Raw genomic sequence first — 23733 nt, 5'->3', positions numbered from 1 at the left:
TCAGCCTCCGGCCCTGCCGAACGCCTGCGGCGGCGCATAGCCTGATAATATAGGACGCATCGCTATTTCACGGCCCCCATCCATGCACGTCAATACCCTCAGCAGCCTGGCGCAGCTCCTGGCCAGCGCCGAAACGGAATCGCTGGCCTTTCCCACCAGCGTGAATACGGCCCTGCTCCTGCAAAGGGAGCTGGCCAACCCCGATTGCCATTCGGCCGACATCAGCCGCCTGCTGCTGTGCGAACCGACCCTGTCGGCGCGCGCCGTGGCGCTGGCCAACTCGGCCCTGTTCGCGCCCGGCCACGCCCCCGCCGTCACCAGCGTGCGCGCGGCCGTCGAGCGCCTGGGCCACCGCAACCTGTATGCGCTGGCCACGGCGGCCGTCATCCGCCAGCTGAACGCGGGCATCAAGGACCCCGCCCTGCGCGCCCGCGCCACCCAGCTGTGGGCGCACACCGTGCACGTGGCGGCGCTGGCCCATGAAATCGCCCGCGCCGTGACGCACACGGACGCCGATACCGCCCTGTTCGCCGGCATCGTGCATGAAGTGGCCGGCTTCTACCTGCTGGCCCAGGCCGACAGGACGCCGGACCTGTACGCGCAGCTGGAAACGCAGATGGCGCCCGCGCTGGAAGTCATCGGCCGCGCCCTGATGCAGCAGCTGGGCGTGCCGCAGCCCGTGGCCGACGCCGTCAACGCCCTGCCCGGGTCGACCGTCATGCTGCCGCCCGCGGGCCTGCGCGACACCCTGCTGCTGGCCAAGGCGCTCGCGCCCGTGCCCTCGCCCCTGCCGCAGGCCAGCGTCACCGTCGGCGCGCCGCTGCGGGCATATCTCGACCACGATCCCGTGCTGCAGGCCCTGCGCGCGCAGCCGTCGGCCGAAGCCAGGGAGCTGATCGCAGTACTGCTCAGCTGAGCGGCCATCTGCTATGATGGCGCTGGCCGGGATGGACCCGGCTTGCCCCTATTATGCAATTGCTATTGCGACATCAGTTCACTGGAAAACTGCCTTGACTACCTCCTTACGCATGCTCGGCCTGGCCGCAGCCCTGACCGTGGCGTGCAACGCCAACGCCGACAGCTTCGTTTCCTCGGCCTCCAGCGCCGGCTCGCAGTCGAGCGGCAGCATTTCCGATTCGCTCAAGGGATCGAGCAACAGCTCCTCGCGCGACAACAAGGTCGCCAACGGCCCCTACCGCATCATCGACGTGGCCGCCGTGCCGGGCCGCGACGGCATGACGCGCCTGACCATGCAGGCCGACGCCACGGCCACACCGCTGGTGCTGGACTTGCCGCAGGCGGCGCTGGACAAGCAGCTGCTGGCGCAGGGCGACATGGTGTATGCGCAAAACCGCGCCTACGGCATCGAATTCTCGCGCAACGACACGCGCGCCGCCTTCTTCCTCGTGCTGGCCGACGACTGGTACGGCGAACTGGCCACGCGTCCGGTCAGCCTTTGATCCCTCGATTGCCCCCGCGCCGCCTGGCGCGGTGCCTGGCCGCCTGCGCCGCGCTGGCCCTGGCGGGTGCCGCCCATGCGGGCACTTCGCTGGCGTCGGCGCGCTTTTGCGACCGCGCGCAGGAACTCACGGCCACGGAGCAGGACCGCTTGCTGCGCTTTGCCGCCGTCGTGCGCGAAGAACTGGCCGCCACGGAAGGCAGCGTGGCCCTGATCAGCCGCTCCGGCCTGGACCTGGCCCGCTTCGGCATCCGCTATTCGCACGCGGCCCTGGCCTGGCGCCACGATGACGACAGCGGCTGGTCGGCGCGCCAGCTGTACTACGCCTGCGACGAAGGCCGCCCGCGCATCTTCGACCAGGGCACGGCCGGTTTCGCCATGGGCACGGACAATCCCGCGCTCGGCTACATCGCGCTCGTGAAGCTGCCGGCGGAAACGACGCCGCCCCTGCGCCGCGCCCTGCTCGACCCCGTGCGCGTGCAGCAGCTGCTGGCCGGCCGCTACAGCGCCAACGCCTACGCCTACAGCCTGAAATATCAAAATTGCAATCAATGGGTGGTGGAATTGCTGGCCGCCGCCTGGGGCGACCTGGCCGGGGGCAGCGACCTGCGCGCGCGCGCCCAGGACTGGCTGCGCACGGCGCCCTACGCCCCCGCCCCCGTCGACGTGGGCGCCCGCTGGCTGATGCTCGGCTCCCTCTTCGTGCCCCTCGTGCACATGGACGACCACCCGCCCGAGGCGATACGCTCGATGCAGCTGGAAGTAAGCCTGCCGGCCAGCCTGGAAGCGTTCGCGCGCCAGCGCCTGCCCGCCAGCCAACGCGTGGAAATCTGCCACGACGGCAAGCAGGTGGTGGTGCACCGGGGCTGGGAGCCCATCGCCGACGGCTGCGTGCCCGGCCCGGACGACCGGGTCATCGCCCTCGACTGATTACTGTTCCGCGTCGAGCGCCTCGCCGATCGCATAGAAGCGCCCGCCCGCGATGTAGTGCAGGCTGCGCCAGGACGGGTCGGCCTCCTCGAAATGCCAGTGCCCGTCGCGGAACACGCGCGTATCGGCCCAGGCGCCCACCACTTCGCCGATGAACAGGTCATACGCAGCCTGGTTGTGCGGCTCGGGCAGCAGCCTGCAGGCCAGCCAGGCGGAACACCCGGCCACGCACGGCGCCTCGACGCCTTCCATCTGAAACAGCCGCACGCCCGCGCGCGCCAGCTTGTCCGGCTGCGCGTCGAGGCTGTGCGTGCCGACGGCGTGCGTCAGCTGCAGCTGCGCCGCCGTCGGCACCTGGATGACGAAGGTGCCGCTGCCCTCGACCAGCGCGCGCGTGCGCGTCGCCTTGTCCAGCACCACGGTGAGCTTGGGCGGCGCGAAATCGAGGGCGCAGGCCCAGGCGGCGGCCATCACGTTCTCCACGCCGCCATGGCGCGCCGACACGAGGATGGACGGGCCGTGGTTGAGCAGGCGATAGGCTTTTTCCAGCGGCACGGCGGCGATATGGGAATTGTCCAGCACGGGCATTGCATCTCCTTGATAGTCTCGCCGCCGCTGGCAGGGTGCATGGCGCGCGGCGGCCGGCAGTGGCGATAAACGGCGATTATACGGGCGCCGTCCGTGCCGCCCAGCCACGCCGCCCCTTTGCGGCCCCAAGGGATTAACTCAAAGAAACTTTTTTCTTTATTGATATATCAATCATGCTATTCTGATATATCACAATGATGCCGACCGGCTTCCAGGCCATCACGCAGCCGTTGTTGAAAGAAAAAAGCCCGTCCAGGCAGAGCACATCCTGCCGGCACAGGGATTCCCTTGTTGAGACAGAGGAGACACCATGTTAAAAAACGTAAGCCAAGTCCAGCGCCCCATGCAGCTGTTGGCGCTGCTGGCAGCAGCCACCTTGTCCGCCTGCGGCGGCAGCAGCCAGACAGGCGGCACCCTGGCCGTCGCCGGCAGCACGCCGGCGCCGGTCGTGCCAGTGACCGTGCCGGAGGCGGCAGCGCCGCCGCAACCCGATGGCGCCACGGGCGGCGAGGCGGTGCCTGCCGCCCCAGCCGCCTGTCCCGCCATCACGCTTGCCGCCACCGATGCGCAAACGCTGACGGGCGACACCACGCCCCTGCAAATGAACAACTATGGCGTGCGCACCTATTCGGCGCCCGTGCTGGTCGACGGCGCGCATGATCCGGCCAACTACCTGGCGGCGCCCAGGCTGCCCACCTGGCAGTTCGCCACGCAAGACCCGACGAATGGCGTGCTGGGCGCCCTCGAATGCGACCCGGCGCCCACGCTGGGCTGGCATGCTTATGCACGCAACAGCGGCACGTCGGCCAATATCAGCCATAAAGCAGTCACCGTCACGGGCGGGCGCAACGCGACGGCGGACCATGTCTACACGGTCTACAACGGCCAGCAACTGGTCGCGGCGCTGAAGGCGGCCGGGCTGGCGCCGAAGATCGTGCGCGTGGTCGGGCATATCGACCTGCGCATGAGCGCCAATAACAGCGTGTTTCGCGAATATACGAGCTACGCGGACCAGAAGCTCGGCGGCTCGATCAGCGTGCCGTCGAATACCACCCTGGTGGGCATCAACGATGCGCAAGGCCGGCCGGCGCGCATCACGGGCACCGCGGTGCTGATCGGCGGCGAACTGGGGCTGACCACGGCGCAGCTGGCGGGCGCGAACGGCGACCCGGAGCACGATTTCAAGGCCTGGATCGCGGCCGGCAAGGATGGCGAGCTGTATCCCACCTGGACGCGCAATGTCATCGTGCGCAACCTGAAGATCGATACGCCGTGGGACGTCAACCCGGAAGACGCGGGCAATGCCTATGCGGATGGCATGACTGTGTCGCGCGCACAGAATGTGTGGCTGGACCACCTGAGCATGACGGACGGCGACACGCCCGATACGTTGACTGCCGGCCTGGCCTCCCCCACGCGGCACGACGGCAACCTGGACATCGTGCGCGGCTCGGACTATGTCACCGTGTCGCATTCCTTTTTCGGCGACCACGCCAAGAATACGCTGGTGGGCAACGGCGATTCCGGCCGCGCCTGGAGCGACGCGGGCCGCCTGCACGTGACCTTCCACCGCCTGTGGTGGAGCGGCATCGGCAGCCGCCTGCCGCTGGTGCGCTACGCGCAGCTGCATACGCTCAACAACCTGATGCAGGGCTGGACGGGCAGCGCGGCGGCGTATGGCCATAGCCAGGGTTCCGGCCTGGACGTGCGCTGGCAAGCCTCGGTGTTCGCGGAAAATAACTTTCACCTGTTTAGCGGCCTGAAACCGGGCCAGGTGTGCGGCAAGCTGGTGTCGGGCAAGGATGCCCTCGCCTACCGCATCACGGGCGCCAAGCTCGTCAGCGACAAGGATGACGATGGCAAGCCCTGGGCTGGCACCTATGGGGGGCCCCTCGACGTGACGGCCGCGCTGACGGCCGCCGGTTGCGCCAAGTCCACCCTGCCGGCCGCGGACATCGGCTGGACGCCGCCGTATGCCTATGCCGCGCTCGACGCCGCCGAGGCCAGCACGCAGGTGCAGATCCACAGCGGCGCGGGCCGCATCGGCGCCTTTGCCGTGCTCGGCAGCGCGGGCGCGGGCGCGGACAGCGGCACGGGCACCACGCCGGACGTGCCCGCCACCGGCGGCGGCCTCAGCGCCAGTTGGGCCAGCGATTTCTCCGCCGCCACCACGGCCAGCCTGCTGACGGCGGCCGCCTATCCCCTGCCCACCGACGCCACGCTGCCCCTGTACTACCAGATCGGCAGCAACAAGGTCACCGCCGGCGCGGGCACGCTGACGCTGGCCAAGAGCGCCATCCTGATGATCGGCGCCACCGCGAATAGCGCCACCACGGCGTCGGGCGCGCCGCCGGGCGTCTTCGACATCGTCGGCAAGGCGTGCACCCTGGTGCTTGACGCGGCCAGCGCGGGCCTGGCCAGCGATACGGGCAACCTGACCGTCGGCGTGGATAACAACACGTCCAGCAGCAGCAACTCGCCGCATGGCAAGGCAGGCACGGTGGTGACGGTCGCCAGCAAGAATATCGTCGCCGGCGAGAACCGCTGGAGCTGGACCCTGAACGATGCCGCCTGGCCCGCAGGCAGCGGCTCCTCGCTGTCGCTGCGCATCGACACGGGAGTGCCGAACGGCCTGCAGATCAGGCGATTGTCGCTCGACTGCATCTGACGGTGACTACAGCAGCCGCTCCGACGTCACCACGTGCACGCCGGGTGTGCCGGCAATCGCCGCTTCCAGCAGCGCCGCGGCGATGCTGGAAGCGGGATTGATGCGCCAGCGCGGCGGTAGCACGGGACCCAGCACGCGCAGCACGCCCAGCGCCAGCCCCTCGCCCATGCGCGCTTCATCGCGCTCGCCGCCGATCAGGCCGGGGCGCACGTGCGTGAGCGAGGCAAAGCCCAGCCCTTCCAGGTCGCGTTCCAGCTCGCCCTTGACGCGGTTGTAGAAGATGCGCGAGCCGGCGCTGGCGCCGGCGGCGGAATTGAGCACGTAGGCGGGCGTACCCGCCGCCAGGGCCAGGCGCGCGACGGCCAGCGGGTAGTCGTGGTCGACCCGGCGGAACACTTGCCGCGTGCCGGCCGCCTTCATGGTCGTGCCCAGGGTGCAGATGACGGCGCCGGCCCGCCACCAGGGCGCGTCCGGCGGCAGCTGGTCGAAGTCGACGAGGGGCGCCTGCAGTTTCGGGTGCGCGGGCAAGGCCTTGCGCACGGGCGCGACGACGGTGGCGACGCGGGCATCGGCCAGCGCCAGGGCCAGCACATGGCGGCCCACCAGGCCCGTGGCGCCCACGAGGAGTAAGTTCATGATTGTCCCATCAGAGTGGCTGTCGGCCCCCACCATACACGGAAGTCAGGACAGGCGCAGCGCCAGTGCCGCCAGGGTGGCCAGCAGCACGGGCACGGTCAGCACGATGCCGATGCGGAAATAGTAGCCCCAGGAGATGTGGATATTCTTGCTGTCGAGCACATGCAGCCACAGCAAGGTGGCCAGGCTGCCGATGGGCGTGATCTTCGGCCCCAGGTCGCTGCCGATGACATTGGCGTAGATCATCGCCTCGCGCACGGCGCCCTGGGCCGTGGTCGGGTCGATGGCCAGCGCGCCCACGAGCACCGTCGGCAGGTTGTTCATCACGGACGACAGCAAGGCCGTCAGCACGCCCGTGCCCATGGCCGCGCCCCACACGCCATACTGGGCGCAGTGGTCGAGTACGCCCGTCAGGTAGGCCGTCAGGCCCGCATTGCGCAAGCCGTAGACGACGAGGTACATGCCCAGCGAAAAGACGACGATATGCCATGGCGCGTGGCGGATCACGTGACGCGTGGAAATGACGTGGCCCTTGCCCGCCACGCCCAGCAGCAGCGCGGCGCCCACGGCGGCGATCAGGCTGATGGGCACGCCCAGACTTTCCTGCGAGAAAAATCCCACCAGCAGCAGCGCCAGCACCAGCCAGCCGGCGCGGAAGGTGGCCAGGTCGCGGATGGCGGCGCCGGGACGCTTGAGCTGCGCGGCATCATAGTCGCGCGGAATGTCCTTGCGGAAAAAGAGCAGCAGGACGCCCAGGGTGGCGGCCACGGCGACGACGTTGACGGGCACCATCACGGACGCGTACTCGGCAAAGCCGATCTTGAAGAAATCGGCCGAGACGATATTGACCAGGTTCGATACCACCAGCGGCAGGCTGGCCGTGTCGGCGATGAAGCCGGCCGCCATGACGTAGGCCAGGGTGGCCTTGGCGGAAAACTTCAGCGCCCGCAGCATGGCGATGACGATGGGCGTGAGGATCAGCGCGGCACCGTCGTTGGCGAAGATGGCGGACACCAGCGCGCCCAGCAGCACCAGCAGCACGAACAGCCGGCGCCCGCTGCCGCCGCCCCAGCGCGCCACGTGCAGCGCGGCCCACTCGAAGAAGCCGGCCGCGTCCAGCAGCAGGCTGATGATGATGACGGCGATGAAGGTGCCGGTGGCGTTCCACACGATGTGCCAGACGACGGGGATGTCGCCCCAGTGGATCACGCCCGCCAGCAAGGCGACAGCGGCGCCGATGACGGCGCTCCAGCCGATGCCCAGGCCGCGCGGCTGCCAGATGACGAGGGTTAAGGTGGCGAGAAAGATCAGGAAAGCGGTCAGCATGCGGCGAAGGTCCCGTGCAATGCGGCAGCGCGGGCACCATGCGCCGCGGCCTGTGAAAGTCAAAACATTTCCATAATACTGGAATTATTGAACGAAGGCAAAGGAACGGCCCTGTTTGCCGCGGCCAGCCAGGGATGGGGGCGCAAAAAAAGTTTTGCCCGCCCCGCAATGCTTGTATTTAAGCAACTTAATCGGTGTATAGTCGCAGGCACGGACAACACGGGGAACAGGCGGGGAAGGAGAATGGCGCGCATTTATCAGAGCACCAACATGGGTGACGCGGACGTGCGGGTGGCGCTGGTGCCGCGCGAGCGCGCCGACCTGCTCGTGCACCGCGTGGGCAGCTGGGGCCTGGCGCACGGCGACGCCATGTGGTTCGTCACCCGCGAGCGGCAGGACGCCACGGCCCGCGTGTATTTCACTTCGCCAGGCTTCGCGCAGCTGGCCATCTGTTTTGTCGAGCACGCGGCCGAGGCAGGCTGGGTGCGGCCACACCGTTTCAAGGACTGCCTGTCGCGCGGCGGCACCTGACCATCGAGCAGAGGAGTACGCCATGGATCTGATTTTACTGGAACCCGGCAACGGGGAACTCGTGTTCGGCAAGGCGCCGGACGCAGACAAGGGCGGCGGCATCGACGCCACCTGGCGCGACGCCGCCGCGCTGCGGGGCATGGGCCGGTGCATCGAACTCGTGTCAATACACCAAGGCATGAAGCAGCAGGTGACGACCGACGTCAGCAACGCGGCGCGCACGTCCGGCCGGCCCGTCATCACGGAATTTACCTGCGTCAAATATGTCGATGCGACGTCGGTCAAGCTGTACGAGCTGTGCCTGCTGGCAAAGCCGCTGGGCTCGGGCGCGGACCAGCCGACCAGGCTGCACATCGCCCGCCATGCGGACGGCAAGACGGCCAACGTCATCACCATTGCCCTGCGCGACGCCATGATCAGCGAAATCCAGCTGCAAACCCACCCCGACGACATGCCCACCGAGCAATTCAAGCTGAGCTTCACGGAAATCCTCTGGAGCCACAGCGTGCAACAGGCCGACGGCCAGCCCGGCACCGGGCAGGCGACGGGCTGGAGCCTGGCGCGCAACCGGCCGATTTCGGCCTTTACGGGATAAGCCCATGCACGACGCTGCCCACCCCACTGACACCGCTTACGTCAGCAATGCCGGCCTGGCGCTGCTCCACCCGTTCCTGCCTATGCTGTTCCAGCGGCTGGATCTGCTCGCCACTGGCGGCGATGGCAGGCCGCAGTTGCGCATCGAACAGGGCGCGCGCGCCGTGCGGCTGCTGCAATACCTCATCGATGGCTGGAGTGACGCGCCAGAGCCGGCGCTGCTGCTCAACAAGCTGCTGTGCGGCCTGCCTCCCGACTTCCCCGCTCCGCCGGTGGAACTGGGCCAGGACGAACAGGCAGTCTGCGAACAACTGCTGCAGGCCGTCATCGGCAACTGGCCCGCCATCGGCCATGCCTCGGTCGCGGCCCTGCGCGAAACCTTTCTGCAGCGCGAAGGCCGGCTGGAATGGCGCGACGGGCAATGCACGCTGACCGTGCAGCGCAGGACGCTCGATGTCCTGGTGGATCAGGTGCCATGGGGCTTTGCCACCATGCGCCACCCATGGATGCGGCAGCCCGTGCATGTGACATGGTAGGCGCGCACCGGACCGATACCCCCACGAGGAAAACCGCATGAGCAACCATATCCACATCGCCGGCAGCCCCGCGCGCGGCATCGTACTGCTGAGCGACGACGGCGCGGTGCGCAGCCTGGGCCAGGTCGCGCCAACGCCAGTCTGGCTGGAGTGCTCGCAGGTGGCCGGCTTCGTGCGCGGCGAGGCGGCGTTTGCCTGCCTGCTCGGCGGCGCGCACTATACTACGGTGGCCCATGGCACCGCCATCCGCTATCTCTCTTCCCTGGGCCAGCCGCAGGCGCGCTGGAAAGACGTCGCCTCGCCGCCCGCCGGCACGGGCATCGCCGGCCTGGCCGGCGGTCCCCAGGAAGGCTACCTGCTGCTGGGCGCCGATGGGCGCAGCCTGTACCGGCTCGCCGGGATGACCGACGGCCGCAGTGCAGGGAGTGGATGGAAGCCTTGCGCCGCGCCGCCCTTCGGCGACAAGGCCACGCTGATCGCCGGCGACTGGCAGCATGGCATGCTGGCGCTGGGTGACGGCGCGGCGGGGAAACTGGTAAACGACGGCACCGGCGACACCTGGACGGCGCTGCCGGCGCCGCCGCTCGCCATCGACATGGTGACGGGGAATTTTGAGGATGGCTTCCTCGCCTATGGCGAGGGACAGCTATGCATGCTGAGCACGGGCGCCCAGCCAAGTTGGAGCCGCCTGTCCATGCCCAGCTTCGACGTACGCGCCCTGTCCGGCAATCCGGCCCATGGGCTGGCGGCCGTGCTGGCCGACTCCAGCGGCGACGGCACCCTGGTCGCCTATGCCTTGCGCCCGGGGCGGGAAGCGTGGTCGCTGGCCCTGGCGCCGCAGGCGAGGCGGCGCTGAGTCCCGCCGCGCCTACTCTTCCAGCCCGCCCCCCAGCGCCTTGTACAGGGCCACGGCCGACTTGAACTGGTCGCGCCGCGCGTCGAGCAGGGTTTGCTGCGCCGCGTACGACTGGCGCTGCGCGTCGAGCAGTTCCAGCCGGCTGTCCTGTCCCGCGTCGTAGCGCAGCTGCGACAGGCGCTGGCGCTGCCGCGCCGCGGCCACCACGCGCTCCTGCGCGGCGATCTGCCGCGCAAACGTGGCGCTGCCGGCCAGGCCATCGCGCACGTCGCGGAAGGCCGCCTGGATGGCTTGCTCGTATTGCAGCACGGCCACATCCTTGCGCAGGCGCGACAGCCGCAGCTCCGCGCGCAGCTGGCCGCCCTGGAACAGGGGCTGCGTCACCTGCGGCGCGAACGACCAGCTGCGCGCGCTGCCGCGGAACAGGTCGCCCAGTTCCGGGCTGGCCAGGCCCAGCTGCGCCGTCAGGGACAGACGGGGGAAGAAGGCGGCGCGCGCGGCGCCGATTTCCGCATTCGCCGCCACCAGCGCATATTCCGCCTGCAGGATATCGGGGCGACGGGCCAGCAAGTCCGACGGCACGCCGGGCGGCAGCTGGGTCAGCACGGGCTGGCCGTCGAGGGCGCGGCCGGCCGGCAAGTCGGCGGGCACCGGCGCGCCCAGCAGCAATTCCAGGCTGTTGCGCGCCACGGCGCTGGCCCGCTCGCGCGCCCGCACGTCCGCTTCCGCCGTGGCCGCCTGCCCTTGCGCTTGCGCCACATCCAGGCCGCTGCCCTGCTGCGCGCCGTGCAGGCGCTGCGTCAGCACGAGCGCCTGGCGCCAGTCGAGCAGGGTCTGCCGCGCCAGCGCCAGCTGTTCCTCGGCCAGGCGCTGCTCCAGGTAGGCGTCGGCCACGGCCCCGATCAGGGCCATGTGCGCGGCGCGCTGGCCCTGCTCCGTGGCCAGGTAGCGGGCAAAGGCCGCGTCCGACAGGGAACGCAGGCGGCCGAACAGGTCGATCTCGAACGCGCTCATGGCGATGCCGGCCGTGAACTGGTTCTGCAGCGCGCCATCGGCGCCGCGCTGGCGCACGCCGCCCCCATTCGCGCCGATGGCCGGAGCACGCGCCGCATCCTGGATCTGGTACTGCGCCCGCACGGCTTCCACGTTGAGAGAGGCCACGCGCAGGTCGCGGTTGTTTTCCAGCGCCAGCGCGACGAGGCGCTGCAGGCTCGCATCGGGCAGCATCTGGCGCCAGCCCAGGTCGGCCGCGTTGCCCGGCGCGGCGGCCTGCATCGCGCCGTAACTGTCCGGCAGCGGCGCGGCCGGCGTGACGAGCGGCGGCGCCAGGGCACAGGCCGACAAGGCCAGCGCAGCCACGGGCATGATGAATATCGCGCGCATTACGACTCTCCTTCCACCGCGTTGCCCGCGGTGCGATTGGGTTTGTTATCTTTAAAGAAATAATCTGCCATCTTGCCGGCGGCGCCCAGCACCACGACAAAGAACACGGGCACGAAAAACACGGCCAGCACGGTGGCGCTGATCATGCCGCCGAACACGCCCGTGCCGATCGCATGCTGCGTCTCGGCGCTGGCGCCCGTGGCCAGCATCAGCGGCACGACGCCCAGGGCGAAGGCCAGCGACGTCATCAGGATCGGGCGCAGGCGCAGGCGGGCCGCCTCCACCGCCGCGTCCACCAGCCCGCGCCCCTGCGCCTGCAGCTGGCGCGCATACTCGACGATCAGGATGGCATTCTTCGCGGAAAGGCCGATGATGGTGATCATGCCCACCTTGAAGAACACATCGTTCGGCATGCCGCGCAGCATCACGGCCAGCACGGCGCCCAGCAGGCCCAGCGGCACCACCAGCATCACGGACACGGGAATGCTCCAGCTTTCATACAGGGCCGCCAGCACGAGGAAGACCACCAGCATCGACAGCGCCATCAGCATGGGCGCCTGCGACGCCGATTCCTTCTCCTGCAGCGACTGGCCCGTCCACGCCAGCGCGAAGCCGGGCGGCAATTGCTTCACGAGGCGCTCCATTTCCAGCATGGCGTCGCCGCTGGACACGCCCGGCGCGGCGCTGCCCGAGATGCGCGCGGCCGGATAGCCCTGGTAGCGCACCAGCTGCAGCGGCGACTCGCTCCACACGGGGCGCACCAGCTCGCCCAGGGCCACCATGCCGCCCGCGTTGTTGCGGATGCGCAAGGCCAGCACGTCGTTCAGCTGCATGCGCGACGGCGCATCGGCCTGGATGATCACCTGCTGCATGCGGCCCGCGTTCGGGAAATCGTTGACATAGGTCGAGCCCATGGCCGCCGTCAGCATGTCGGCGATGGCGGCAAACGGCACGCCCAGGGCCTCGGCCTTGCTGCGGTCGATATCAAGGCGCACGCTGGCGCCGGGCGGCAAGCCGTCCGGATACACGCCCGCCACCTTGCTGCTGCGCGCAGCCAGGCCCAGCAGCTGGTTCTGCGCCGCCTGCAGGGCGCCGGCACCCTGGTTGGCGCGGTCCTGCAGGCGCAGGGAAAAGCCGGACGAGTTGCCCAGTTCATCGATGGCGGGCGGCATCAGGCTCATGATGACGCCCTCCTTCGCCTGCGCCATGGCCGCCTGCGCCAGCGCCACTTCTTCCTGCGCCGTGGCGCCGTGGCGCTCCTTCCAGTCCTTCAGCATGGTGAAGGCCAGGCCCGCGTTCGGCCCCGCGCCGGAAAAGCTGAAGCCGAGGATGGACTGGTTCACCTCGATGCCGGGCCGCGTGGCCACGTGCTGCTCGTACAGCTTGACGACGTCCAGCGTGCGCTCCATGGTGGCGTCGGACGGCAGCTGGATCGAGGTGATGAAATAGCCCTGGTCTTCTTCCGGCAAAAAGGCCGACGGCAACTGCATGAAGGCCACGCCCAGCGCCGCGACGATGGCGCCGTACAGCACCATGTAGCGGCCCGCGCGTTTCACCATCGCCGCCACGCCCCGCTCGTAGCGCGCCGTCATGCGATCAAAACAGCGGTCGAACCACAGGAAGAAGCCCTTCTTGTCGTGGTCGTGCGGGCCGATGGGTTTGAGCATGGTGGCGCACAGGGCCGGCGTCAGGGTCAGGGCCAGGAACGCCGAGAACAGGATCGACACGGCCATGGCCAGGGTGAACTGGCGGTAGATGGCGCCCACGGAGCCGCTGGCCAGGGCCATCGGGATGAACACGGCCGTCAGCACCAGGGTGATGCCGACCACCGCACCGGTGATTTCGCGCATGGCCTTCGAGGTCGCCTCCTTCGGCGACAGGCCCTCGGTCGCCATCAGGCGCTCCACCGCTTCCACCACGACGATGGCGTCGTCGACGATGATGCCGATGGCCAGCACCATGCCGAACATGGTCAGCACGTTGACGGAATAGCCGGCCAGCAGCATCACCGTAAACGTCCCCATCAGGGCAATCGGCGCGACGATGGCGGGAATCAGGGTGTAGCGTATCTTTTGCAGGAACAGGTACATGACGAGGAAGACCAGCACCATGGCCTCGAGCAAGGTGACGATGACCTTCTCGATGGAGATCTTCACGAACGGCGCCGTATCGAAGGGCACCGAGTACTTGATCCCGGCCGGCATGGTGTGCGCCAGTTCGGCCATGCGCGTGCGCACGGCGGCGGCCGTCTGCACGGCATTGGCGCCGGGCGACAGCATGATGGCGGCGCCGGACGCGGCCTGCCCGTTTTCGCGGATGCTGAAACTGAAGCTCTGCGCGCCCAGCGACACGCGCGCCACGTCGCCGATCGTCACTTTCGAGCCGTCCGCGTTCGCCCGCAGGACGATGGCGGCAAATTCGGCCGGTGTCTGCAGCTGGCCCTGCACCGTCAGCGGGATGGTCACGCGCTGGCCTTCCACGACGGGCGAATCGCCCAGGCGTCCCGGCGCGATCTGCGCGTTCTGCTGCGCCACGGCGGCGCTGATATCGCCCATGGCGATGTTGTACGACACCAGCCTGGCCGGATCGACCCAGATGCGCATGGCCCGCTCGGAGCCGAACAGCTGCACCTTGCCCACGCCGGGGATGCGGCGCAGCTCTTCCGTCACATTGCGCGCCAGGTAGTCGCCCAGCGCCACTTCATCATGCTGGCCATTGTCGGAGATCAAACTGACGATCATCAGGAAGCCGGACGACGCCGATTCCACCGTCAGGCCGTTCTGCCGCACGGCCTGCGGCAGGCGCGGCTCGATGGCCTTCAGGCGGTTCTGCACGTCCACCTGCGCCAGCTCCGGATTCGTGCCGGGCTGGAAGGTGACGGTGATCGAGGCCGAGCCGGACGTATCGGTGGACGACTCGAAGTACAGCAGGTGCTTGACGCCGGACAGTTCGCGCTCGATCAGGGCCACCACGGAGTCGTTCATGGTCTGCGGCGTGGCGCCGGGATAGCTGGCGCTGATGCTGACGCTGGGCGGCGCCACCGAGGGGAAGCGCGCAATCGGCAGCTGCGGTATGGCGATCAGTCCGAACAGGACGATGAAGACCGCCACCACCCACGCGAAGACGGGGCGGTTGATGAAAAATTGAGGCATGTCGTTAGGCTTTCATGGAATTCAGGTGGTGCATCAACGGGCCTTGGCGGCAGCCGCCGTGGCCACGACGGCCGGCTTCCACGGCTGCGGCGCGGCGGTGGCGCCCGGCTGCAGGCGCTCCTGGCCTTCGACGACGACCGTGTCGCCCGCCTTCAGGCCGCCGCTGACGACATACTGGTGGTTGACGACGTCGCCCACGCTGATGGGTTTTAGACTCGCCTTGTGCGCGCCATCGAGCACCCAGGCCTGCGCCTGGCCATCGCCGGCGCGCAGCACGGCCTGCTGCGGCACCAGCACGCCATCCGCCTGCACGGCGCGGGCGATGCGGGCGCGCACGAACATGCCGGGCAGGAGCTGGCGCTGCGGGTTATCGACCAGCACGCGAATGGTGGCGTCGCCCGTGCCCGCGTCGACGCTGATGCCGGAAAACAGGATGCGTCCCGCGAGGGGATGCGGACGGCCGTCGGCACCCAGGATGGTGACGGGCAGCCTGTCCACCCCGGCCGGCCCCGACGCCTGCAGGGCCGCCAGCGCGGACGCCGGCTGGCGCACGTCGACATACACCTTGTCGATCTGCTGGATGCGCGCCATGGGCGCCGCATCGGCCAGGCCCACCAGCGCGCCTTCCGTCACCAGCTCGGAGCCGATGCGCCCGGCGATCGGCGCCTCGATGCTGGCAAAGGCCAGGTCCAGGCGGCGCCGCGCCAGGGCGGCGCGCGCCTGCGCCACGGTGGCGGCGGCCTGCTCGCGCTGGGCCTCGGCGTCGTCATAGGCCTGGCGGCTGATGGCGTCCGCCTCCACCAGCGGTTTCAAACGGTCGGCCTGGCTGCCGGCGCGCTTCGCCGTGGCCACCGCATGCTGCAGGGCGGCGGCGGCCGAATCGACTTCCGCCTGGAATGGCGCCGGATTGAGCTGGAACAGCTTCTGCCCCGCCTTCACGTCGGCGCCCTGCTCGAACTGGCGCCGCAGCACGATGCCGCCCACCTGCGGGCGGATGTCGGCCGTGCGGAAGGCGGCCACCCGGCCGGGCAGCTCGTCGCTGAGCACCACGGGCGCCGCCTGCAGCTTGAGCACCGTGACGGCGGCGGGCGGCGCGGCCCCTTCTTCCGGCGCGGGTTTGGAACAGGCGGCCAGGCCGCACAGGGCCGCGGCGATCAGCAGGTTTTTCTTGGAGAGGGAATTCGGAAGCATGGTCTTTTCTATGGCAGATCCCAACCGGCGGTCCGGTCGACAGATAGGCGCAGCATAAAAGCCTTGCGTGGATGTTCCGTCAAAGAAATGTGGAGATTCGATGGAGATGGCGAAGAATGCTAGACTATTTCGCATGAACTATCTCCACAGCTCCAGCCAGCCTTCCTTCCTTGCCACCACCCCGCCCGCCGCCCTCGTCCTGATCGCCGAGGATGAACCGCAGATCGCCCGCATCCTGGCCGGCTACCTGGAGCGCGACGGCTACCGCACGGCCTTCGCGCCCGACGGCCAGGCGGCGCTGAACCAGCACCTGGCGCTGGCGCCGGACCTGCTGCTGCTCGACGTGCAGATGCCCAGGGTCGATGGCTGGGGCGTGCTGGCGGAAGTGCGGCGGCGCGGCGAGACGCCCGTCATCATGCTGACGGCGCGCGACCAGGACGCGGACAAGCTGGCGGCCCTGCGCGTGGGCGCCGACGACTACATCATCAAGCCCTTCAATCCGGCCGAAGTGGTGGCCCGCGTGGCGGCCGTGCTGCGCCGTTCGCGCGTGCGCCACCATCCGGTCGGCGGCCAGCGCCTGCGCTGCGGCCCCATCGACATCGACCAGGAAACCTATGTCGCCAGCGTGCTGCGCAACGGCGCCGCCGTGCCCTTGAGCCTGACCCTGACGGAGTTCCGCCTGCTGGCGCACCTGGCGCGCACGCCGCGCCGCGTCTGCACGCGCCTGGAACTGCTGGAGTCGTGCATGCCAGAAAGCAACTCGATGGAACGCACGGTGGACAGCCACGTGAGCAAGCTGCGCAAGAAGCTCGAGGAAGCGGGCGTGCTGAACATGCCGGCCAGCCTGCGCGGCGTGGGCTATCGCCTGGAAAGCGACGCCTGATGCGCTTCACGGGCCTGAACCGGCAGATCGTGCTGTCGATGTCCGTGCTGATGGTCAGCAGCATCCTGCTCATCTGGATAGGCTCGTGGATTTTCTTTGCCGTCGCCTTCAAGATCGACCCGAACATGCTGTCCGAGCCGGACGACTGGTCGCCGACGACGGCGGAATGGCTGTGGATACTCTCGATTACCATCTTCGGCCTGCTGCTGGCCGCGTTTTTTGCCATCAAGCTCGCGTCGCGCATCCTCAAACCCATCAATTCCGTGATGGACAGCGTGCGCCGCGTGGCCCATGGCGACCTGTCCGCGCGGGCCTTCGCGGGCGACCGCACCCTGGGCGAGACGGCCATGCTGGTCGATGACTTCAACAGCATGGCCGAGCGCCTGCAGCGGGCGGCCAAGGAAAGCGAGACGTGGAACGCGGCCATCGCGCACGAGCTGCGCACGCCCGTGACCATCCTGCGCGGCACCCTGCAGGGCGTCGTCGACGGCGTCTTCAAGCCCGAGGAAGTGCCGTTTTCCAGCCTGCTGTCGCAGGTGGAAGACCTGGGCCGCCTGATCGAGGACTTGCGCACCCTGAGCCTGGCCGACAGCGGCTACATGCAGCTGCGCATGGCGTGGACGGACCTGACCCTGGAAATCGAGGAAGTGGGCCGCCTGCTGGCGCCGGACATGGAAGCGGCCGGCTTTTCCCTGCAGCTGCAGCTGTCCGACCATCCCGTCTGCTGCGACGCGGCGCGCATCCGGCAGATCGTCCTGGCCCTGCTCGACAACGCGCGCCGCTACGCCCATCCGGGCCTGCTGCGCGTGCGCACGCGCGTGCAGGCCGGCGAGTATTTCCTCAGCGTCGAGGATGCGGGCCCCGGCATTGCCGACGAACTGGCGCCGCACGTGTTCGAGGCCTTCCGCCGCGGCGACAGCGCGCGCGTCGACCTGAACGCGGGCAGCGGCCTGGGACTGGCCGTGGTGGAAGCCATCGCCCGCGCCCACGGCGGCAGCGCGGCCTGCACGCGCGGCAAGGCGGGCGGCAGCCTGTTTACGGTGCAGTGGCCGGTGGAGCATGGCGCGCCGCCAGCCGCCGGCTGATCAGGCGGGTGCCTGCGGCGGCGCGGCGGCATCGGCGCGCACCATGTCGACAAAGGCGCGCAGCATGGGCGGCATCTGGCGCCGGCCCGGGTAATACAGAAAGTAACGGGGCGCTGGCGGCAGGCAGCGCTCCAGCACGCACACCAGCCGCCCCGCCGCGATATCGGCGCGCGCATCGGCTTCGTACACGTAGGCGTACCCCGCGCCGTCGCGGGCCGCGCGCAGCATCAGTTCATCGTCGTCGAACACGAGCGGGCCGTCGACGGCGATGCTGACACCCTCGCCCGCCGGGCCGAATTCCCACGCATACTGGCGCCCGCTGGGGAAGCGCCGGCCGATGCACGCGTGTTCGAGCAGCGCGCGCGGGGTGGCCGGCACGCCACGGGCCGCCAGGTAGGCGGGCGACGCCACCACCACGAAGGGCTGCGGCGCGCCCACGGGCACGGCGATCATGTCGGCCGCCACGTGCTCGCCGAAGCGGATGCCCGCGTCAAATCCGTCGCGCACGATATCGATCATGCCGTCATCCGTGACCAGTTCGACCTGCACGCGCGGATAGCGGGCGACAAAACGCGCCAGCATGGGCGCCAGCAGCAGCCGGGCGGCCGGACGGGGCACGTTCAGGCGCAGCTTGCCGGCCGGTTCCTGCTGCAGGGTGCTCAGGTCCAGCAAGGCATCCATGATTTCGCGCATGGCCGGTTCCAGCCGCGCCAGCAGCTGCCGCCCCGCCTCCGTCGGCGTGACGCTGCGCGTGGTGCGGTTCAGCAGGCGCACGCCCAGGCGCTCTTCCAGCGCGCGCAGCGCATGGCTGAGCGCGGAGGCGGACACGCCCCGCTCCACGGCCGCCTTGCGGAAGCTGCGCAGGCGGGCGACGGCGGCAAAGGCCGTCAATTCATTCAGGTCAGCCATCTTGGATAATTCATGAGCCAGATTCAGCAATGCATGCAGGATAAGCCATCTTATCGCATGCAGTTCCTTCCCGCATACTCATCGCATCTTTTTTTTGAGGGGAATCGACATGGAATACAGAACATTGGGCACCTCCGGCTTGCGCGTCGCGCCCGTCGGCCTGGGCTGCATGGGCATGAGCTTTGCCTACGGCGGCGCGGACGAAGCCGCCTCGCTGCGCGTGCTGCACCGCGCCGTGGAACTGGGCGTGACCCTGATCGACACGGCGGAGGTCTACGGTCCCTACGCCAACGAGGAATTGGTGGGTCGCGCCCTGAAGCAGCTGCGCGGCAAGGTCAGCATAGCCACCAAGTTCGGCTTCAGGATCTTGCCGCACGGCCAGGGCGTGGCGCGCATGGCGGGCGTGGACAGCCGCCCCGAGCACATCGTGCAAGCCGTGGAAGCATCGCTGGCCCGGCTGGGCATCGACTGCATCGACCTGCTGTACCAGCACCGGGTGGACCCCGCCGTGCCCATCGAAGACGTGGTGGGCGCCATGGCCGGCCTGGTGCGGGCGGGCAAGGTGCGCCACCTGGGGCTGTCGGAAGTGTCGGCCGCCACCCTGCGCCGCGCCCACGCCGTGCACCCGATCGCGGCCGTGCAGTCCGAATACTCGCTGTGGAGCCGCGACGTGGAAGCGGAAGTGCTGCCCGCCTGCCGCGCACTGGGCGTCGGCTTCGTGCCCTACAGCCCGCTGGGCCGGGGTTTCCTGACGGGCCAGTTGCCTTCCAGCACCGCGCTGGCGGCCGATGACTACCGTCACGGCCTGCCCCGCTTCCAGCCGCAGGCCATGGCCGCCAACGGGCATCTCGTTGCCGAGTTGCAGCGCCTGGCCGCCGCGCGCGGCGCCACGGCGGCGCAGCTGGCCCTGGCCTGGCTGCTGGCGCAAGGCGCAGACATCGTGCCGATTCCCGGCGCCCGCAGCCTGGCGCACCTGGAAGAGAACGTGGCCGCCGCGCGGATAACCCTGAGCGGCAGCGAGCTGGCCGCCATCGGCGCCGCCATCGCGCCCGGCGCCGTGCAGGGGGCGCGCTACCCGCAGCATGAGCTTGCCATGCTTGGCCTGTAGACAATGACGCATGGGTGCGCTATACAGGCCAGGCTTCTTTTGGCCTTTGCACTTGAAATGGCGGAATCCGCTATCATTTCCAATCTGAACTATTCATTATGAAAGGGATTTACATGTCCGCACTGCTCGAAACACTGCAATGGCGCTACGCCACCAAGAAGATGGACCCGACGAAAACGGTGCCGCAAGAGAAAGTCGAGCGCATCCTGGAAGCCGTGCGCCTGACGGCCAGCTCCAGCGGGCTGCATCCCTACGAAGTGTTCGTCGTGACGAATCCGGCCCTGCGCGAGCAGATCAAGCCGCATGCGTGGAACCAGGCCCAGGTAACGGATGCCTCGCATCTGCTGGTGTTTGCCGCCTGGGACAATTACACGGCCGAACGCATCAACGCCCGCTTTGACCTCGTCAACGAGGTGCGCGGCTTCAAGAACGAAGGCTGGGAAGCCTACCGCCAGCAGATCCTGGCCACATATCCGCAGCGCGACGCGGAAACCAACTACCAGCACGCGGCGCGCCAGGCCTACATCGGCGTGGGCACGGCCCTGATCGCCGCGGCGCAGGAAAAAGTCGATTCCGTGCCGATGGAAGGCTTTGACCCGGCCAAGGTCGATGAGATCCTGGGCCTGCGCGCAAAAGGCTTGCGCTCCGTCGTCATGCTGCCGCTGGGCTACCGCGCCGACGAAGGCGACTGGCTGGTGGACCTGAAAAAAGTGCGCCCCGCGCGCGAGCAGTTCATCACCGAGCTGGCGTAAGCGCCTCGCCCGTGAGTGAAAAGCGGATGCCTTTGCCGGCAGCCGCTTTTTTTTCGTTCACGCCGCCTGCGGGAAGCGCACCGTCACCTGCAGGCCCCGCCCCGCCGCCCCTGCGGCCAGCGCGATGTCGGCCTGGTGGTGCTCGGCGATGTGGCGCACGATGGACAGGCCCAGGCCGCAGCCCCAGGCGTCGTTGCCGTCGGGGCGGAAGAAGCGGTCGAACAGGCGGCCGTGGTGCTGCAAGGGCACGCCGGGGCCGTTGTCGGACACGCGCAGCAGGGGCCGTCCGCCTTCGAGCGCCGACTGCAGGTCCACCCTGCCGCCCTGCTGCGTGTAGCGCAGGGCGTTGTCGATCAGGTTGTTCAGCAAGACCTGCAGGCCGTCGGGATCGGCCTGCACCAGCACGGGCGCGGCCCCAGCTGCCGGTTCGAGCACGCCCAGGTCGATCTCGCGGCTGTCGGCCAGCGCGCTGTGGTCGGCCACGGCCGCTTCCAGCAATTGTCCCAGATCAACTGTTTGCAGCTGGGCCGCCGTCAGCGCCGTCTCGTGGCGGGCCAGGCTGAGCAGCTGGCGCACGAGGTGCGTGCTGCGGTCCAGCCGTTCATGCAGCCGTGACAGCGCGAGCCGGCGCGCCGCCTCGCTGTCGGCCCGCTCCGCCACCTGCAGCTGCAGCTTCAGCGCCGTCAGCGGCGAGCGCAGCTCGTGGGCGGCGTCGGCGACAAAGGTGCGCTGCGCCGTCAGCGCCGCCTCGAACTGCCCCATCAAGCCATTCAGCGCCAGCGCCACGGGACGCAGCTCGGGCGGCATGTCGTCGGCCGCCAGCGGCGTCAGGGCGTCCGGCGAGCGGCCCGCCACCGATTGCGCCAGGCGCCGCAGGGGCGCCAGCGCGCGTCCCACGACGGCGACGATCAGCAGCGCCAGGATCAGCGCGAACACCAGCAGGGGCGCGCCGGCGCGCATGGTCATCTGCGCCGCCAGCTGGTTGCGCACGTCCATCGCCTGCGCCACCTGCACGTAGCGCCCGCGCCGCGTCTCGCCGTACAGCCGCCAGTCCTCGCCCTGGATCGTGACGTCCGCAAAGCCGGCCAGCGCGTAGCGCGGCAGCTGCGGCTGGCCCGCCAGCACGGGCAGGGGCTGGCCCTCCTCGTCCCACGCCTGCAGCACGAACGCTTCTTCCGGCTCTTGCGCGGCGGCCACGCCCGTCTGCGGCTCGAACTCGTCGGGCAAGGCGACGGCCAGCTGGCGCAGCTGCAGATCGGCCAGTTCATTGGTTTCTTCCAGCAGCGAACGGAACAGCGAGATACCGGCCCCGAGCACGCACAGCAGGGTGGCGGCCAGCAAGCCGAGCAGCAACTGGCGGCGGATGGTCATCATGGCGCCAGCCGCATCTTGTAGCCCACGCCGCGCACGGTCTGGATGCAGTCCGCGCCGAACTTCTTGCGCAGCTGATACACGTACACGTCGACGGTATTGCTTTCCACTTCGCTGTCCCAGCCGTACAGCTTTTCGCCCAATTGCCGTTTCGACACCACCTTGCCCGGATGGTCGAGCAAGGCGCGCAGCACGGAAAACTCGCGCGGCGGCAGCTTGATCTGTTCTCCCGCAAACGTGACGTCATGGCTGGCCAGGTCCAGGGTCAGCGCGCCATGCTCGATGACGGAGCGCGAGCGGCTGACCCGGCGCCGCAGCAGCGCGCGTATGCGGGCCAGCAGCTCATCGAGGTCGAAGGGTTTCACCAGGTAATCGTCGGCGCCGCTGTCGAGGCCTTCCACGCGGGCCCGCGTGCCGTCGCGCGCCGTGATGATCAGCACGGGCAGGTCGCCGCCGCGCGCGCGCGTGGCGCGCAGCACCTCCATGCCCTCCTTGCCGGGCAAGCCCAGGTCCAGCAGCATCAGGTCGTAGGCGAAACCGCCCAGCGCCAGCTCCGCATCCTTGCCGTCGCGCACCCAGTCCGCCGCATAGCACTCGCCGCGCAAACCTTCGACGATGCTTTCCCCGATCATCGGATCGTCTTCCACCAGCAACACACGCACCCCGACCCCTCACACTCTGAAAAATACCGTCATCTTACCTTGGCCTGGGGCAAGCCATCGGACGGCCGGCTAGATCGGGTCGTAGAACAGCTGGTCCACATAGCACCAGCCCCACGTTTCGCCCGGCTCCTTCGAGCGCATGATGGGGTGGCCCGTGGCGCGGAAGTGCCGGCTCGCATGCTGGTTCTTCGAGTCGTCGCAGCAGCCCACATGGCCGCACACCATGCAGACGCGCAAATGTACCCAGCTGTCGCCCGTTTTCAGGCATTCCTCGCAGCCGTCGCCATTGGCGCCACGGGTATGGATGTCCTGCAGATGCCGGCAAGCCTCGCTCATGCTGTTCTCCTTCAACGATGCAGGCATGGTAGCGCAAATGCGCTCAGCCCTGCGCCCACATGCGCAGCAGGTTGTGGTACGCGCCCGTCAGGCCCAGCACGGCAGCGGACGTGGCATCCTGCGCCCCGCTGCGCAGCAGCATCAGGTCGCGGTCCATCTGGAACAGCAGGCGGCGCTGCGCTTCGTCGCGCACCATGCTTTCCAGCCAAAAGAAGCTGGCATAACGGCAACCTTTGGTGACGGGATTGACGCGATGGATCTTGTCGGCCGGATACAGCAGCATGTCGCCTGCCGCCAGCTTGACGTGCTCGTCGCGCCAGCTGTCGGCCAGCACCAGCTCGCCGCCCTCGTATTCGTCGGGATGGCTGAGGAACAAGGTGCAGGACAGGTCGGTGCGCACCCGGCCGCCATCGGGCAGGTAGCGCAGGGCTACGTCCACGTGCTCGTCCAGGTAATCCTGGCGTTCGCCGTCGTAGCGGCTGAACATGGGCGGCGCGATGTGGCGCGGCAAGGCGGCGGAAAAGAACAGCTGGTTGCGGCGCAAGGCGTGCAGCACCAGCTGCTGCAAGTGCTGCGCCAGCGGTGCCTGCTGGGGCAGCTGCCCGTTGCGCTTGATGCTGCCGGGCAGACTGCCCGACGTCACCCGGCCATCCTCCCAGTCGGCGCCTGCCAGCGCTTCGCGCGCGTGCGCCAGTTCGGTGTCGTCCAGCACGGCTTTCAAATGCAGCATGATGTTGCTCTCCTATTCAGTAAATGAGGCATCGCCCGCCAGCGCGC

General features: G+C 68.8%; 23 protein-coding genes. 12 read left to right on the top strand and 11 right to left on the bottom strand.

What is annotated here, in order from left to right:
* The first annotated feature begins 82 nt into the window (after window positions 1–82).
* The 3 genes from EBS11_RS19070 to EBS11_RS19060 all read left to right on the top strand — a co-directional run bounded on the left by EBS11_RS19070 (window position 83) and on the right by EBS11_RS19060 (window position 2389).
* Window positions 83–916: an HDOD domain-containing protein gene (locus tag EBS11_RS19070; RefSeq protein ID WP_290605343.1), complete on the top strand. Its 834-nt coding sequence runs from the start codon at window positions 83–85 to the stop codon at window positions 914–916.
* A gap of 112 nt (window positions 917–1028) precedes the next feature.
* A complete protein-coding gene (locus tag EBS11_RS19065) occupies window positions 1029–1460 on the top strand; it encodes a hypothetical protein (RefSeq protein ID WP_290605404.1) in 432 nt (143 codons plus the stop codon).
* 8 nt (window positions 1461–1468) lie between these two features.
* Window positions 1469–2389, top strand: coding sequence for a DUF2145 domain-containing protein (locus tag EBS11_RS19060; protein ID WP_290605341.1), 921 nt, complete (start codon window positions 1469–1471; stop codon window positions 2387–2389).
* On the opposite strand, the gene EBS11_RS19055 is transcribed toward EBS11_RS19060, so the two are convergent.
* Window positions 2390–2977: a flavin reductase family protein gene (locus EBS11_RS19055; protein ID WP_290605339.1), complete on the bottom strand. Its 588-nt coding sequence runs from the start codon at window positions 2975–2977 to the stop codon at window positions 2390–2392.
* A gap of 310 nt (window positions 2978–3287) precedes the next feature.
* Here EBS11_RS19055 and EBS11_RS19050 point away from each other — a divergent pair, with 310 nt between their 5' ends.
* Window positions 3288–5645, top strand: coding sequence for a hypothetical protein (locus tag EBS11_RS19050; RefSeq protein ID WP_290605338.1), 2358 nt, complete (start codon window positions 3288–3290; stop codon window positions 5643–5645).
* A gap of 6 nt (window positions 5646–5651) precedes the next feature.
* Here the strand turns inward: EBS11_RS19050 and EBS11_RS19045 are convergent, their stop codons facing one another.
* Entirely contained in the window at window positions 5652–6281 is a 630-nt protein-coding gene (locus EBS11_RS19045; protein WP_290605337.1) for an NAD-dependent dehydratase, read from the bottom strand.
* Between the two features lie 45 nt (window positions 6282–6326).
* A complete protein-coding gene (locus EBS11_RS19040; protein WP_290605336.1) occupies window positions 6327–7607 on the bottom strand; it encodes an arsenic transporter in 1281 nt (426 codons plus the stop codon).
* A gap of 243 nt (window positions 7608–7850) precedes the next feature.
* Here EBS11_RS19040 and EBS11_RS19035 point away from each other — a divergent pair, with 243 nt between their 5' ends.
* The 4 genes from EBS11_RS19035 to EBS11_RS19020 are packed head-to-tail and all read left to right on the top strand — an operon-like array spanning window position 7851 to window position 10124.
* A complete protein-coding gene (locus EBS11_RS19035) occupies window positions 7851–8138 on the top strand; it encodes a DUF6150 family protein (RefSeq protein WP_290605334.1) in 288 nt (95 codons plus the stop codon).
* Between the two features lie 22 nt (window positions 8139–8160).
* The gene (locus tag EBS11_RS19030; RefSeq protein WP_290605332.1) at window positions 8161–8733 is read left to right on the top strand and encodes a type VI secretion system tube protein Hcp; all 573 of its coding nucleotides are present in this window, start codon (window positions 8161–8163) and stop codon (window positions 8731–8733) included.
* Between the two features lie 4 nt (window positions 8734–8737).
* Entirely contained in the window at window positions 8738–9268 is a 531-nt protein-coding gene (locus EBS11_RS19025; protein WP_290605330.1) for a contractile injection system tape measure protein, read from the top strand.
* A gap of 37 nt (window positions 9269–9305) precedes the next feature.
* Complete coding sequence (locus EBS11_RS19020) at window positions 9306–10124, top strand: hypothetical protein (RefSeq protein WP_290605328.1); 819 nt, start codon at window positions 9306–9308, stop codon at window positions 10122–10124.
* Window positions 10125–10136: 12 nt separating this feature from the next.
* Here the strand turns inward: EBS11_RS19020 and EBS11_RS19015 are convergent, their stop codons facing one another.
* From EBS11_RS19015 to EBS11_RS19005, 3 genes are read right to left on the bottom strand one after another with little or no spacing between them, the layout of a single operon-like run.
* A complete protein-coding gene (locus EBS11_RS19015; RefSeq protein WP_290605326.1) occupies window positions 10137–11507 on the bottom strand; it encodes an efflux transporter outer membrane subunit in 1371 nt (456 codons plus the stop codon).
* Window positions 11507–14659 (bottom strand): efflux RND transporter permease subunit, encoded by a 3153-nt coding sequence (locus tag EBS11_RS19010; protein WP_290605324.1) that lies wholly within the window; start codon window positions 14657–14659, stop codon window positions 11507–11509. Before EBS11_RS19010 ends, EBS11_RS19015 begins: the two co-directional genes overlap by 1 nt.
* A 33-nt stretch (window positions 14660–14692) precedes the next feature.
* Window positions 14693–15850, bottom strand: a complete 1158-nt coding sequence (locus EBS11_RS19005) for an efflux RND transporter periplasmic adaptor subunit (protein WP_290605322.1) — start codon at window positions 15848–15850, stop codon at window positions 14693–14695.
* Between the two features lie 133 nt (window positions 15851–15983).
* On the opposite strand from EBS11_RS19005, the gene EBS11_RS19000 reads away from it, so the two are divergent.
* A complete protein-coding gene (locus tag EBS11_RS19000; protein ID WP_290605320.1) occupies window positions 15984–16733 on the top strand; it encodes a response regulator in 750 nt (249 codons plus the stop codon).
* Window positions 16733–17818, top strand: a complete 1086-nt coding sequence (locus EBS11_RS18995; RefSeq protein ID WP_290605318.1) for an ATP-binding protein — start codon at window positions 16733–16735, stop codon at window positions 17816–17818. The genes EBS11_RS19000 and EBS11_RS18995 overlap by 1 nt, the downstream gene beginning before the upstream one ends.
* Here EBS11_RS18995 and EBS11_RS18990 read toward each other — a convergent pair whose 3' ends face one another.
* Window positions 17819–18727: a LysR family transcriptional regulator gene (locus EBS11_RS18990; RefSeq protein WP_290605316.1), complete on the bottom strand. Its 909-nt coding sequence runs from the start codon at window positions 18725–18727 to the stop codon at window positions 17819–17821.
* Window positions 18728–18836: 109 nt separating this feature from the next.
* On the opposite strand from EBS11_RS18990, the gene EBS11_RS18985 reads away from it, so the two are divergent.
* Together EBS11_RS18985 and EBS11_RS18980 are read left to right on the top strand one after the other, a co-directional pair.
* Window positions 18837–19835, top strand: coding sequence for an aldo/keto reductase (locus EBS11_RS18985; protein WP_290605314.1), 999 nt, complete (start codon window positions 18837–18839; stop codon window positions 19833–19835).
* 113 nt (window positions 19836–19948) lie between these two features.
* Entirely contained in the window at window positions 19949–20587 is a 639-nt protein-coding gene (locus tag EBS11_RS18980; protein WP_290605312.1) for an NAD(P)H-dependent oxidoreductase, read from the top strand.
* 57 nt (window positions 20588–20644) lie between these two features.
* Here EBS11_RS18980 and EBS11_RS18975 read toward each other — a convergent pair whose 3' ends face one another.
* The 4 genes from EBS11_RS18975 to EBS11_RS18960 form a co-directional block, all read right to left on the bottom strand.
* Window positions 20645–21961: an ATP-binding protein gene (locus EBS11_RS18975; protein ID WP_290605311.1), complete on the bottom strand. Its 1317-nt coding sequence runs from the start codon at window positions 21959–21961 to the stop codon at window positions 20645–20647.
* Window positions 21958–22620, bottom strand: a complete 663-nt coding sequence (locus EBS11_RS18970; protein WP_290605309.1) for a response regulator transcription factor — start codon at window positions 22618–22620, stop codon at window positions 21958–21960. Before EBS11_RS18970 ends, EBS11_RS18975 begins: the two co-directional genes overlap by 4 nt.
* Window positions 22621–22689: 69 nt before the next feature.
* Window positions 22690–22956 carry a UBP-type zinc finger domain-containing protein gene (locus tag EBS11_RS18965; protein WP_290605307.1) on the bottom strand — a complete coding sequence of 89 codons (267 nt, stop codon included), beginning with the start codon at window positions 22954–22956 and terminating at the stop codon, window positions 22690–22692.
* 43 nt (window positions 22957–22999) lie between these two features.
* Complete coding sequence (locus tag EBS11_RS18960; RefSeq protein WP_290605402.1) at window positions 23000–23689, bottom strand: Fe2+-dependent dioxygenase; 690 nt, start codon at window positions 23687–23689, stop codon at window positions 23000–23002.
* Between the last annotated feature and the right edge of the window lie 44 nt (window positions 23690–23733).

Source organism: Janthinobacterium sp. (assembly GCF_009923995.1).
Classification (GTDB): domain Bacteria; phylum Pseudomonadota; class Gammaproteobacteria; order Burkholderiales; family Burkholderiaceae_D; genus Janthinobacterium.
This window is presented reverse-complemented; position numbering and strand designations above follow the sequence as displayed.